Below are 12281 nucleotides of genomic sequence, written 5' to 3'. Positions count from 1 at the left end.
TTAAGATGCTTCTGGGATCGCACGAACGATCATGGCAAGAAAGTAGCACGCGGAGTATACTTTGGCTTGGTAGATTTTAAAGCACAAAACGGCAGACAACACTGCCAAAAGGTAGTAAAAATATTAATCCCGAGATAAAATGCAGGTAATCTATGAATATGAAATATAAAGTTTTATTAGCATGTTTGACTTTGGCCTTTGCAGCACCTGCTGTTTTGGCTGATAGCTATGCCGATGCCGGTACGAGCGCGAGTGCGTTTTTGAAAATTGACGCAGGCTCTCCGCGTGCCCAAGCATTAGGTAATGCCTATGTTTCTTTGGCCGATGGGCCGGAAGCATTGTTCTGGAACCCCGCCGGTGCCGCTTCGGCTACCACGCGGGAGATTCAGTTCTCTTATTTAGATTACTTGCAAGGCTATAAGGCCCGCACCTTGGCTTATTTGCAGCCTATGGGAAAAACCATTATCGGTGTGACGTTTAACTACATGGATATGGACGGTTTTGATTATCGTGACGAATACGGTTATCAACAACCGGAAATCGGCAAACCGGTACAAAACTTTGTGGGCAGTTTGTCCTTGTCTCGCGGATTTTTTAATCAAGGTTTGCAAATTGGTGCTACGGCCAAGTATATCAATGAAAAATTGGACACGTATCGCTATACCAATGTAGGCTTTGACGTAGGTGCCAAAGCACGCCCGTGGAAATGGTTGGGTTTAGGCGGTGCTATCGTAAATATTGGCGATAAGGAAGAAATGCCGCGCGGTTGGCGCTTGGGCGGTGATATTAATACCAAATATTGGACCGTATCCGGCGAATATATGAAATACCGCGATGATGAAGGACGTTTAGGCATCGGGTTGGAAGTACATATTCCCGAAGATTTGCTGCAAGTGGCCCGTTTTGATTTGCGCGTAGGTTGGTATGACCGCGAAAGCACCGGTTATAGCGATAGTGACAATTTAAAGAGTTTAGGATTGGATTCCACCTCCAAAATTTCTTTTGGTTTTGGTATCTATAGTTCTGAATTGTTTGGCTACGGTGCCAGCCTAGATTATGCCGTCACTCCGTTTGGAGCGTTGGGTACTTCTCAACAAATTGCCGTATCTGTACAGTTTTAGTTGTTTGATAATTTGAGGAATGTATGAAGAATGTGTGCAAAGTAGGGCAAATTTGCCGCAACCGTAAAGGACAGACCGCCATTGAGTATGTGATTACGGCGGGAGCCTTATTTGGTGCGTTTTTAGCCTTTTATGCTTTGTATTCCAACTTGGTTCCTCAACAGTTTGATCAAGGCGCAAAACTCATTTTGTCAGTATATGACGCAACAAATAATTAGTTTTTAAAAATCAGGAGGAGTCTATGAAGTTTATTATTGCCATGCAAAACAAATTAGAAGCCGTGAAAGAAGCTGCTTTTAATTGTGTTAAAAGAAAAGAAGGTCAAAACACCATTGAATACATCATCATGTTAGGCGTAGTGGTGGGTATTGCCCTTTTGGTGGGTACCTTGGTAAAAAACATGATGCCGGAAGTGTTTGACAGCGTAAAACAAAAAATCATCGGCGGCGTAAGCTCTGCTGAATAATCAGGCGGCGTAAACGCATGAAACTTTTTCGTAGGGAGCGTGAAGGGCAAGTGACGGTGGAATTGATGCTTATTCTGCCGGTGCTGATGTTGATGATATTCTTTATCTTGGAATATGGAAATATTGCCTATCACACGATTATAGCCAATCACGCTTCCTATGAATTTGCCCGTATCGGAGCTTTGGTGGCCGCCAATAAGCCTAGCGGTAAAGCAAACTCCAGTACGGCTAAAAATAAAATTAATGCTGCAAAGCGTAAAGTGTTTGGTGCTGATGCAGACCGTATTACAGTAGGTGTAAAAATAGAATCAACGGGTGTAGACCCGATGTATACGGCTCACCGTCATGAAGATGTTGTGGTGACGGTTGTTTATCCGATAGAGTTGGCTTTTCCCGGAACTAGCTGGTTGCTAGCCAGTGAACCCAAAAAGGACGGCATTCGCAAGGTAGAGGCAGTCACACGTATGCCGGTCGAAAAAATATATGCCAGCTCTGACCCTAAAAAGTAGCCGATATAGTTGAAAATTTGCTTTAATAAAACTGGGATTTAATTTAAGGAGAAAAAATGAAAAAAGGATTATTGTTGCCATTTGTTTTGGCATTGCTTGCAGCCTTAGTATATGGGCTTATTGTTAATAACGCCCAAAAGAAGTTGAATAGTTCTAAAACGATTAAAACGGTTTTAGTGCCGGTGCGTGATATTAAAGAACGCGAAGTGATTAAACGTGAATATTTAAAACGTGTACAAATACCGGCGGCCTATGTGCAAAAAGATGCCTTCATTTACACTACGGATGCTGATTTTGCCAAAATTGACAATGCCATTGCTCGTGTACAGATTCCGAAAGGAAACCAAATTTCTAAATATGCCGTCACCTCTCTTTCTCCGGAGGCTGGTTTGTCTAGTAAAATCCCTGTACAGATGAGAGGTTTTGTCATTACGGTAGACTCCAATGTTGCCAGTATGATTAAGCCCGATGACAACGTGGACGTATTGCTTACTTTTGAAGCGGTAATGAAAAGCGGTGCCCGTCAAAAAGTGACGGTGACTTTATTACAAAACATTAAAGTATTAGGTGTAGGGTCTAACTTGGGACAAGGTTTAGATGCTAAAGCAATGGCTGCTATGCGTAATGCTGAGGAAGATGCTTCCGCTTATACCGATCAAAGTGCGTTAAGCTTGGCACTTTCTCCCAAAGATGCCCAATATTTGGCTTTGGCTAAAGATGAGGGTACTTTGTCTGTTATCTTACGTTCCCACGGTGACGTGGCACAGTATGTAATGGAAATTGCTACTTTTGAAAAATTATTCCAATAAGGAAAAGTGATATGAAATCTACGGTTAAAATTACTTTGTTGGTTTTGTTAATGGCCTTGGCGTGCCCGGCGGCATTTGCCAAGAAGACGCGTCTGGTGGCTGTGAGTGCTGACGTGGTGGAAATCGGCGGAACGATGACCTCAGCAAAAGGGTTTGAGTGGAACCAAATCTTTGACTTTGAAGAGGCCAATATTCCCGGTATTTTGTCTTTGGGCGAATTCCAACGTAAAACAGCTGTGATTACCCGTTTGCGTTTGTCTGAAACCGAAGGCCGCGCTCAAGTGCTTTCCAACCCTAAGATTGTCACGGCTTCTGGTAATGCAGCCAAAATCACCGTAGGTGGTAAAGTGCCTATACCGGTGGTAAATAATCAAGGTGTCGGATCTCAGTTGGAAGAGTATGGTATCTTGCTGAACGTTTTGCCTACTATCATTCCGGAAAGAGGCAACATCATTGACTTACAGGTGCAGTTATCCGTTTCTACGGTAGACTATTCTCGTACGGTGTCTGTAGGTACGGCTACCGCTCCTTCTTTTACCAACCGTGATGTAGAAACTCACGTTGAACTGAACAGCGGTGAAACATTGGTAATCGGCGGATTGAAAAGCAGTTATCGCAACGTCAGTGAAAACCGTGTGCCTTTCTTAGGACGTATCCCTTTGTTGGGCCTTTTGTTTAAATACAAAGACGTCACCGAAGAGCAAAGATCTCTCTTCCTGTTTATTACTGTTGAAGTGGTGGAATAATAACAACTATGGCTGAACTTGAAACCCCTAAAAACGAAGCCAAAATTATTGCGCTTAGCAGCCCGAAAGAAGGGGCTGGTAAAACAACGCTTACGTTGAACTTAGCGTTAGGTTGGGCCGGTATCCAAAAACGTCCCGTATTGATAGTGCCATTAGATCCGTTGGCACGTCAAGAGCATAGTTTCTATTTGGATATCAAAAAACCTGTAAGCGTGGCTGATATTTTGCGCACTTTAGGCAATACTAATATTGCCGTAGTGGGGGGGTTGTTGCGTGGTAAAGTTTCTATGTCTCAGTGGGGAGTAGGGGTGCTGCCGCTGGGAAATTCGCGCGCTCAAGTGGCTTCCATCAGCCCGAAAATTTTAGTTCCCATTTTGTCTCGTTTGTCTCAGACTTTTGATATCTTTTTAGATGTGGATTCCAGCTTTCCGATGCAGGCTTTTGCTTTTGATATAGCCGATAAGATTTTTTGGGTATCTAACGCTACTCGTACGCATTTAAATTCTACCGTACAGCTTTTCAATGATTATAAAGAACAACGCTATCCGATGGAACGGGTGAGTGTTATTTGTAATCAATATGATATGCCCGGATCTATTGCGTACGAAGAAGTGGAAAAGTTTTATAATTCTTTGGGCCGCGATATTGATGTGTTTTTGCCTTGGGACGAAAGCATTATGGCTACCTCCAACCGCAAGGAAGTGGAAATTATTTCCAATCCTCAGTCGGAATGGATCAAAGGGTTGCGGTTAGTTTTGGCTAAAATTAGAGATTTGACTCCCGCCCCCAAAGATTGGTCTGCTTCTGTAAGTGATGAAGAATTTACGCAGGCCGCCAAAGAAATTTGGAATCCTATTTTTGCCGGTGGCTCTGCAGATGGTGCGGGGCAAGAAAGCCATGTATTGGTAGAAGAAGAAGGAGAAGCCGGTAAAACCAAACTTTCTTTCTGGGACGATTTAAAACAAAAAATTCACAAAGATGTTGTGCGTACGCTGGAAATTGAACGCATTGTCATTAGTGATGAAAGTTCAGCCAGCGTTCAAACACGCAAACGTGTGGCGGCGATTGTAGATGATATCCTACAAAAACAACCGAACTTGCAGTTCTCTCGCGAACAGAGAACTCGCTTCGCTTCGGAACTTTTAGATGAAATTTTGGGTTTGGGACCTTTAGAAAACTTGATGAGAGATCCCAGCGTCACAGAAATCATGGTCAATGCCTTTGATAAAATTTTTATCGAACAAAAAGGTAAATTGACCTTAACCAAGTACAAATTTAGAAACAATGAACAAGTGGTACAAGTAATCAAGCGTATTGTATCCCCGTTAGGCCGTCGTATTGACGAATCTGTGCCTTTGGTGGACGCGCGTTTGAAAGACGGTTCCCGTGTCAACGCCATCATTTCTCCGTTGGCGGTTTCCGGTCCGACACTGACCATCCGTCGTTTCTCTCAAAAACCGTTTGGACCGGCCGATTATTTCCGTTTCGGCACCATTAGTCCGGAATGTATGGAATTCTTGGAGAAATGCGTTAGAATTCGTAAAAATATTATTGTCTGCGGTGGTACCGGTACCGGTAAAACAACCTTCTTAAATGCGTTGTCAGGTTATATTTCTGATAATGAACGTATTATTACGGTAGAAGATACGGCAGAGTTGCGCTTGCAACAACCGCACTGGGTGTCTTTGGAAAGCCGCCCTCCCAACGTGGAAGGAAAGGGTGCTATTACTATTCAAGATTTAGTTAAAAACTGCTTGCGTATGCGTCCGGACCGTATTGTAGTAGGGGAGTGTCGTGGCGGAGAGGCTTTGGATATGTTGCAAGCCATGAACACCGGTCACGAAGGGTCTTTGACTACTATTCACGCCAACACACCGCGTGACGGTTTATCTCGTTTGGAAGCCATGTGCATGCAGACAGGGGCCGATTTGCCGATTTTTGCTATTCGCGAAATGATTTCTTCGGCTGTGAACATGATTGTACAGTTGTCCCGTTTTTCTGACGGGTCCAGAAAAGTGACCTATATTACGGAAATGCATGGTCAAAAAGATGGGCAGATCCAATCTACAGATTTGTTCCGTTATGTGCAAACCGGTGTTGATGAAAACGGAAAAGTGCAAGGTTTGTTTGCTCCTACGGGTAATTTGCCTACTTTTTATAGCGATTTCCAAGCAAAAGGTGTACCTGTGCCGGAAGAAGTGTTTACCAAAGGTGCTATTAAACTAGATGAAGAAGGAAACCCGATTCTTTCCAGTTTAAGTGTACCTCCCGCACCACCGGTATTATAGGAAATATTCATGAAAAAAACGGTATTTTTAATCATTGCTTTGTTTGTTTTGAGCCTGCTTGCCCCGCAGGGGCTTTTGGCGCGTGCATTAAACGCAAATGATAAGGCTAAAATAGAGTGTGCCGAATTTAAAATGCAGGTGTTGGCAGGGTTTTTTGATGTAGATCGTCCTGCTGAACAAAAAAATGCCGTTTATCCGGACGTTTGCGGTGAAAGATTGGCCGGAAAATCAATATCTGTTCCCAAATGGTTTCCAGCGGAGTTGGAACGCATGGAAGCCCAAAAAGTGGTTTATATCCCCACACAAGGGACATTGAGCGAAGCCAAACTTTGGTATAGTGTTTTTGCTACGATATTTTCTTATTTGGATCGTGCCAATAATGCATTGGATCCTAGTCAGCCGGTCGTGCTGGAGCAGTTGTCTCGCGGCTATGTGAGCAATCGTATCCGTTTGGTTTCTCACTTGGACCGTTTAAACAAAGAGTTAGTGCGTGGTAAAGAGGTTTATAACATGAAAGATAGTTTGCAAGGGCGTGCCCGTGCCATGTTAGCCACTTTGGAATTTATGAACCGTGAATTTTATAGCACGGTGGAGTCTTTTACCAGTCCGGCCTCTCAAAAAGAAGATAAATACCGTCAATCTGTAATGGCTGTGGTGGTGTTGGCCAACCAATTGTGGAGTGAATTTTTTGCCAAGCCTATTCCGATGGAACATCCCGATGCCAAAATCTATATGGATACGGATGGGGATCGTCTTTTTGCCACGCTTTTGATATTGATAGGTTGTTTGCTTGCTGCGGGTGCCGTTTATCTTTTTCTGTCGGAAAAGAAAAACGAATTATTGGATGGTTGGGACCGCTACAAAGAAAAGAGTACTGCTTGGGCAGAAGATTTTAACCGCCAATTTTTAACCATTGACGTGAAATACATTGTTTTTGGTACAGTGGCTGTTTTTGCCTTTTTGGGGTTGTTAATGGGTGTTTCTATAGGCGGTTTTGGCGGAGTATTTATGTTTTTTGTGGTGTTGGCAGTGGGCGCTTATTTGGGCATTCAGATGCCGGCTATTGTATTGGATAAACTTAAAAAAAGTCGTGGTCGCAAAATTAATGCTCAGTTGATGGATTCGTTGATTTTACTTTCCAACTCTTTACGTTCCGGTATGGATATCGTACAAGGATTTGAGTTGGTATCTCATGACTTGCAACCGCCGATATCTGATGAATTCGGCTTGGTAGTGAAAAACTATCAGTTGGGTACTCCCTTTGAAAAGGCATTGGAAGGCTTAGATGAACGTGTGGAAAGCCGTATGCTTTCTTACATCATTAAAGCTATTATTATTCAACGCCAAGTCGGTGGTAATTTGACGGTTATTTTCTCTCGCTTGGTAGAAAATATTCGTGAAGAAAGCAAATTGGAAGAAAAGTTGGACGCTATGACAGCGCAACAGAAGATTCAGGCTATGGTCGTGGGTATTATGCCGGTGATTATGTTGGGTGTGATGTTTATGTTCCGCCCAGAAGAAATGCTTGCTTTCTATACTACACCGGTGGGGTTAATCGTTTTGTTCGGTTGTTTCGTCTGGATTATGATTGGTATGAAACTTATCCAAAAACTCGGAGAGGTTAAGGTATAATTATGGACGGTTTATCTTTCTTGTTGCTTATCATTTTGTTGATCGGGACCGGAGCGATATTTTTGGGAGTCTTGAATCTTTTTGCTCCTAAAAAGGACGGAGACAGAATTGTAGACGTGGCCGCGCAGCGTTTCAAGTCTTCCTCTAGCTTTTCTCGTTTGCAACCGGAAAACAAATGGAAGGACCGCTTGGCGGTGTTCTGCTTAAATGTTTTTCATTTAGAAAAGCCTTTGGAAGAGATGCATATGCAGTTGGGCAGTCCGGATCAACCTCAGCCGGTGGATATTTTGGATTACAAGATTATTTTTGCAATGGTCTTTCCAGCGGCTATTATATTGATGTTTCAGACCATTTGGGGTATTTTATTTATTCCTTTGGGTTTTTATTTGCCGGATTTAATTTTTAAAAGTAAAATCCAAAAAAGACAGGCCGAAATCTTGGGCAACTTTTCTACTACGGTAGATTTGGCCGCCTTGATTATTGAATCCGGTTTGGACTATTTAACCGCCTTTGAAAGAATTATTAGTATTGCCAAGAAAAAAACTATTTTAGAAGAAGAATTGGAAAAAACGCTGAATGAGATTAAGTTGGGTTATTCTCGACGTGAAGCATTAGAACGTTTTGCCAATCGTACGGGGGTGCAGGAAGTGCGTTCTTTGGTGGGGCTTATTATTCAATCTGACGAATTAGGTACAAGTTTGGTGGAATTGTTAAGAAACTTCTCCTCTGACTTGCGTAGCCGCCGCATGAGCCGTGCCGAGAAATTGGCCGCACAGGCATCTACGAAGATGCTATTCCCTTTGTTTGTGTTTATTTTTCCGACGATTTTTATTTTAATCTTGTCGCCGATGATTAAAGGCCTGCTTTCGCAGGGGCTCGGTTTTTAGAGAGGATATATTATGAAAAAACATCTATTGAGTTTGCTACTTTTATCAGTTGCAGTGGGGGTTGTATCGGCCCCGCTTCGTCAGCCTAATTCTATCCGCCAACACGGAAAAGAAGAAGGTATGATGTTGGATTTGAATAAGGTTTCTTTAGGCACCTTAAACGATGTGGAAGAAAAGAAGCAATACCTTTCCACCGTACAACTTGAAAAACAACGTGTACAAAATTATATGTTGCGCCAAGTGTATGAGAATGCTTATACCCTTTATCGCAGAGGGGACTATCAGCGTGCCCAAGAGATGGCTCAAACCATTTTAAGTATTGATCCTAACTTTACTCAAGCCTCTACATTAGCCAAACAGGCCAGTCACATGGGGGCTTACGGTACGATTTCAGAATCAGAAGTGATTGAGGCCAAATTCCAAGAAGCAAACCGCATGTATCAATCCGGTCGTTTGGTAGAAGCCAATGAAAAATTGGATGAGATTTTAACTATTCAGCCGTATAATTCCAAAGCAACCGCTTGGAAGAAACGCATTGATAAGGAAATTGCTCAAGAATATGCCCGCAGAGGGAATGTGGCTTATGATAAACTGGATTATCAAACAGCATTGGATAACTGGTACAATGCTTTGTTAATTCGCAAAGATGATCCCTCTTTGGTTAATAAAATTGCCCAAACCGAAAACTTATTGCGTCAACAACAAGTAAAAGAGGCGATGGAACAAGCGATGGATTATTATAATAAGGGCCAATTTTTGGAGTCTTATGCCGTATTTGAAAGAATTACCAAAATTCAGCCGGGTGACCAACGCGTACAAAAATATATGAGCCAATTGAAGGATGAAATCGCCCAAAGTTATTATACGGCAGGGAATCGCTCCTTTAGGAGCAAAAGGTACGATTCTGCCATCAACTACTGGACCAATGCCAAAAAATGGGGTGCAGATGAGTCTGAGATGGATCGCTTAATTAAAAATGCGCGCAATGCCAAAGAAAATGCTTTGAAACGTAAACAAGAGGCTATCCGCAAAGCGGCTGAAGAACAGAAAAAAGCCGAAGAAGCCGCTGAACAAGAGTTGCTTGAAGAAGAAGAAGTGGAAACGGTGATGGTGGAAGGCAGTGGCTTAAGCCCCTTAATGCCGGGTGCCAGCGGGGCTGTGATGGGTGCAGATGCTAACGGTACTACTTCCGGTATCGGTGGTGCGGCTACCCGTGTTTCTGCTGAGGCCAGCGCTGCTTCTCGCCAGAAATATATTGAAGGCTTGGACGCTTTTAACCAAGACGACTATGAAAGAGCCCGTCAGGCTTGGATCGTGGCGAAACAGTTGGATCCGGGCAATACCGACGCTGACTTAGGTTTACGTAAGGTGGAGGAATTAACCGGTATTCGGTAAAAATGCCTATGAAATTAACATCTAAATGGACATTGTGGTTTGCTTTAGTTTCTCTTTACGCAGCTTTAATGGGCGGCATGTTTTACTATCACATGTTTACGTTCGTGTTTGATAAAAAACTGCAAAATGAAATGGCCGAGATGGTGCGTTTTCGTGCCCCGCTTTTGGTGACAAACTTGGCGGCGCGTCCGCGTCAAGATGCCTCTTTCCCGGAAGCAGAGTTGATGAAAGCGTGGAAAAGAAACGATGACCGTATTAAAAACTTGGTGTATTTAAATGATGACGGATCTATCCGTTGGCATGAAGATACGCAGTTTTTGAAAATGTCTTATAGCGATTATAACAACGAAGTGGTGTTTGATACACCGGTTATTCCGCAGGCAATTCGCTCTCGCAGCATTCGGGCTATTATGTTTGATGAGGGCAATTACTACGATATGGCTATTCCTTTGTTGGCTAAAGACAATGTGGTGGCCGGTGTGGTAAATTTAACGGTGTCTCGTGCCGAAGCCAAATCATTAATTCGCCAATCCATGATTCGCTATGCGGTGGGCGCTTTTATCATGTTGATTTTGATTGGCGGGGTATTGTATTTGTTCTTGCTTTTAAAGATTATTCGCCCGCTGGAATCGTTAAGAGACAGTGTGGATTCTGTTTCTTTAAACCGGTTGGAATTGCCATTTTCTTCTCGCTCCGATGAAATAGGAGAAGTGGCGGATTCTATAGCTGCTTTGCTGGTTAAAATCAGAGAAGAAATAAAAGGCCTTGAAAATGTGGAAATTATGTCTTTGGAAAAAGAGCAAAAATGGTGGAAAACCATTTTGGCCGTCACTGTTCCGCGCGGTTCAAGAGCTTTGGTAATCGATGAAAATAACAATATTTTATATACCAATTTTGAGTTGAATGTTAATAAGCAAGGTCCTGTACACTTGTTAGATATTTTTGATGGTCGTCAGCAGAGCATTATTCAGGTAGTGGGTGAGGCTTTGGAAAACCCGACCAAAGTAATACGTAGTATTGTGGAAAATAAAAATGTAAAATGTACCGTAAAAGCGGTGCAATTACCTGATGATGCGGGCAAGAATCGTTCATTGCTTGTGCTGGAACCTGAAAAAACTTTATAATAAATAGAGGGGTTTTCCCTTAGGAGAGAATATGAAAGTAGAAATTAGAAAAATTGGTATTATGAATGTTCTTTTTTCTGTATTTCCGGTGGCGGTATTTGTCATCATGTTAGTCAGTGGTATTTTGGGAATGTTTGGACCGGATTCCTCTTTTACCCTCTCTTTTCTGATGAACATGATTATGACGGCCATCTTAAACACCTTGTTGTTCTTGGTATATACCGTCGTATTTTTAGGGGTATACAATATCTTGTGCGGTATCGGCATACGCGGTATCCGTGTGGTATTGGAAGATAAAGAATAAAGGGGGGAAAATGAAAAAAGTTTTAATTTGTCTTTTAGTCGGTTTATTTGCGGTATCAGCCTTTGCCGCTCCTAAAGCAAAAACGAGCAAAAAAGAAGAAGCGAAGCCGGTAATTGAGTTTACGATTATCGAATCTGAAAAATATACTGCTGGCAAACAAGACCCTCAGTTAACCTTTGGCATTGCCGGATTTTTAGGTGGAGAAGCTAAGGTGGAAACGGTATCTTATTCTCAAGCCAAAGCCAATGCTTCTTTGGCCAATTTGGATATGAGTTTTTTGCCTTTGTATTTGATTAAGAAAACCCCGCAGTTGCGCGAAAAATTGGCGCAGCATTTGGCAGCCGGTTATGTGCAAGAAAATGACGATTACCTAATTTTCCCGCATGCCACCCGTACCGGTGTTTATGAAGAAAAGACCGCCAAGCCGAATGTATTGGAAATTTTTGTGATGTCTCAATGTCCTTATGGTGCAATGGCAGAAAATTTGGTAATTGAAGCTCAAAAAGCCGGCAAAGTACCTGCCGATAAAACCGTTCAATTGCGCTATATCGTTAATTATGATGAGAAAAATGGTTTCCAAAGTTTACATGGTTCTGCCGAATGGGAAGAAAACATTCGCCAACTTTTAATTGCTAAATATTATCCCGCCAAATTATGGAAATATTTAGAAATTCGCAACAAAGATTATCGTTCCAGCCGTTGGGATAAAGCGATGGAAGAAGCGGGTATTAATGTAAACAAAATCATAAAAAAATTTGATAAAGAAGGCGTAGAGTTGTTAAAAGCCGAAGCCGCTTATTCCAATGAATATGGCATTAATGCTTCCCCTTCTTTCTTGTGGGAAGGAAAAGAAGTATTAGATTTCGGTTCCGTTTCTCAAAAAGCCGGTTTGGAATTTTTAAATCCAAATCGTACGCAGGGTAAAGGCCAAGCGGTACCCGCCGGCAGTTGCTAAACTTTTGTTTGTATATATAACTGAGACGGGGGCTTAGATATTATC

General features: G+C 42.4%; 13 protein-coding genes. All 13 read left to right on the top strand.

Going from position 1 to position 12281, the window contains the following annotated elements; genetic code table 11:
* Positions 1-158 precede the first annotated feature (158 nt).
* From IKL48_06290 to IKL48_06230, 13 genes are read left to right on the top strand one after another with little or no spacing between them, the layout of a single operon-like run.
* Positions 159-1121: a hypothetical protein gene (locus tag IKL48_06290; protein MBR3604260.1), complete on the top strand. Its 963-nt coding sequence runs from the start codon at positions 159-161 to the stop codon at positions 1119-1121.
* 23 nt (positions 1122-1144) lie between these two features.
* A complete protein-coding gene (locus IKL48_06285; protein ID MBR3604259.1) occupies positions 1145-1339 on the top strand; it encodes a hypothetical protein in 195 nt (64 codons plus the stop codon).
* A gap of 23 nt (positions 1340-1362) precedes the next feature.
* A complete protein-coding gene (locus IKL48_06280) occupies positions 1363-1587 on the top strand; it encodes a hypothetical protein (GenBank protein ID MBR3604258.1) in 225 nt (74 codons plus the stop codon).
* 17 nt (positions 1588-1604) lie between these two features.
* Positions 1605-2096 (top strand): pilus assembly protein, encoded by a 492-nt coding sequence (locus IKL48_06275; protein MBR3604257.1) that lies wholly within the window; start codon positions 1605-1607, stop codon positions 2094-2096.
* Between the two features lie 56 nt (positions 2097-2152).
* Positions 2153-2905 (top strand): Flp pilus assembly protein CpaB, encoded by a 753-nt coding sequence (cpaB, locus tag IKL48_06270; GenBank protein ID MBR3604256.1) that lies wholly within the window; start codon positions 2153-2155, stop codon positions 2903-2905.
* A gap of 11 nt (positions 2906-2916) precedes the next feature.
* Positions 2917-3651, top strand: coding sequence for a type II and III secretion system protein (locus IKL48_06265; protein ID MBR3604255.1), 735 nt, complete (start codon positions 2917-2919; stop codon positions 3649-3651).
* A gap of 8 nt (positions 3652-3659) precedes the next feature.
* On the top strand, positions 3660-5939 hold the full coding sequence (gene tadA, locus IKL48_06260; GenBank protein MBR3604254.1) for a Flp pilus assembly complex ATPase component TadA: 2280 nt from the start codon (positions 3660-3662) through the stop codon (positions 5937-5939).
* 9 nt (positions 5940-5948) lie between these two features.
* Entirely contained in the window at positions 5949-7571 is a 1623-nt protein-coding gene (locus IKL48_06255) for a type II secretion system F family protein (GenBank protein MBR3604253.1), read from the top strand.
* A 2-nt stretch (positions 7572-7573) separates the two neighbouring features.
* Positions 7574-8458 (top strand): type II secretion system F family protein, encoded by an 885-nt coding sequence (locus tag IKL48_06250; GenBank protein MBR3604252.1) that lies wholly within the window; start codon positions 7574-7576, stop codon positions 8456-8458.
* A gap of 12 nt (positions 8459-8470) precedes the next feature.
* A complete protein-coding gene (locus IKL48_06245; GenBank protein ID MBR3604251.1) occupies positions 8471-9853 on the top strand; it encodes a hypothetical protein in 1383 nt (460 codons plus the stop codon).
* 8 nt (positions 9854-9861) lie between these two features.
* Positions 9862-10977, top strand: coding sequence for a hypothetical protein (locus IKL48_06240; GenBank protein MBR3604250.1), 1116 nt, complete (start codon positions 9862-9864; stop codon positions 10975-10977).
* 31 nt (positions 10978-11008) lie between these two features.
* Positions 11009-11281 carry a hypothetical protein gene (locus IKL48_06235; protein ID MBR3604249.1) on the top strand — a complete coding sequence of 91 codons (273 nt, stop codon included), beginning with the start codon at positions 11009-11011 and terminating at the stop codon, positions 11279-11281.
* 10 nt (positions 11282-11291) lie between these two features.
* Complete coding sequence (locus IKL48_06230; GenBank protein ID MBR3604248.1) at positions 11292-12236, top strand: hypothetical protein; 945 nt, start codon at positions 11292-11294, stop codon at positions 12234-12236.
* The last annotated feature ends 45 nt before the right edge of the window (positions 12237-12281 follow it).

The organism is Elusimicrobiaceae bacterium (assembly GCA_017520185.1).
Lineage (GTDB): Bacteria > Elusimicrobiota > Elusimicrobia > Elusimicrobiales > Elusimicrobiaceae > Avelusimicrobium.
Note: the sequence above shows the minus strand (reverse complement) of the source record. Positions and strands in the feature narration are given on the sequence as shown.

Excerpts from the sequence above, each read along its gene's own strand:
- IKL48_06290 (MBR3604260.1), top strand. The coding sequence starts at position 159 with ATGAAATATAAAGTTTTATTAGCATGTTTGACTTTGGCCTTTGCAGCA.
- IKL48_06285 (MBR3604259.1), top strand. The coding sequence starts at position 1,145 with ATGAAGAATGTGTGCAAAGTAGGGCAAATTTGCCGCAACCGTAAAGGA.
- IKL48_06280 (MBR3604258.1), top strand. The coding sequence starts at position 1,363 with ATGAAGTTTATTATTGCCATGCAAAACAAATTAGAAGCCGTGAAAGAA.
- IKL48_06275 (MBR3604257.1), top strand. The coding sequence starts at position 1,605 with ATGAAACTTTTTCGTAGGGAGCGTGAAGGGCAAGTGACGGTGGAATTG.
- cpaB (MBR3604256.1), top strand. The coding sequence starts at position 2,153 with ATGAAAAAAGGATTATTGTTGCCATTTGTTTTGGCATTGCTTGCAGCC.
- IKL48_06265 (MBR3604255.1), top strand. The coding sequence starts at position 2,917 with ATGAAATCTACGGTTAAAATTACTTTGTTGGTTTTGTTAATGGCCTTG.
- tadA (MBR3604254.1), top strand. The coding sequence starts at position 3,660 with ATGGCTGAACTTGAAACCCCTAAAAACGAAGCCAAAATTATTGCGCTT.
- IKL48_06255 (MBR3604253.1), top strand. The coding sequence starts at position 5,949 with ATGAAAAAAACGGTATTTTTAATCATTGCTTTGTTTGTTTTGAGCCTG.
- IKL48_06250 (MBR3604252.1), top strand. The coding sequence starts at position 7,574 with ATGGACGGTTTATCTTTCTTGTTGCTTATCATTTTGTTGATCGGGACC.
- IKL48_06245 (MBR3604251.1), top strand. The coding sequence starts at position 8,471 with ATGAAAAAACATCTATTGAGTTTGCTACTTTTATCAGTTGCAGTGGGG.
- IKL48_06240 (MBR3604250.1), top strand. The coding sequence starts at position 9,862 with ATGAAATTAACATCTAAATGGACATTGTGGTTTGCTTTAGTTTCTCTT.
- IKL48_06235 (MBR3604249.1), top strand. The coding sequence starts at position 11,009 with ATGAAAGTAGAAATTAGAAAAATTGGTATTATGAATGTTCTTTTTTCT.
- IKL48_06230 (MBR3604248.1), top strand. The coding sequence starts at position 11,292 with ATGAAAAAAGTTTTAATTTGTCTTTTAGTCGGTTTATTTGCGGTATCA.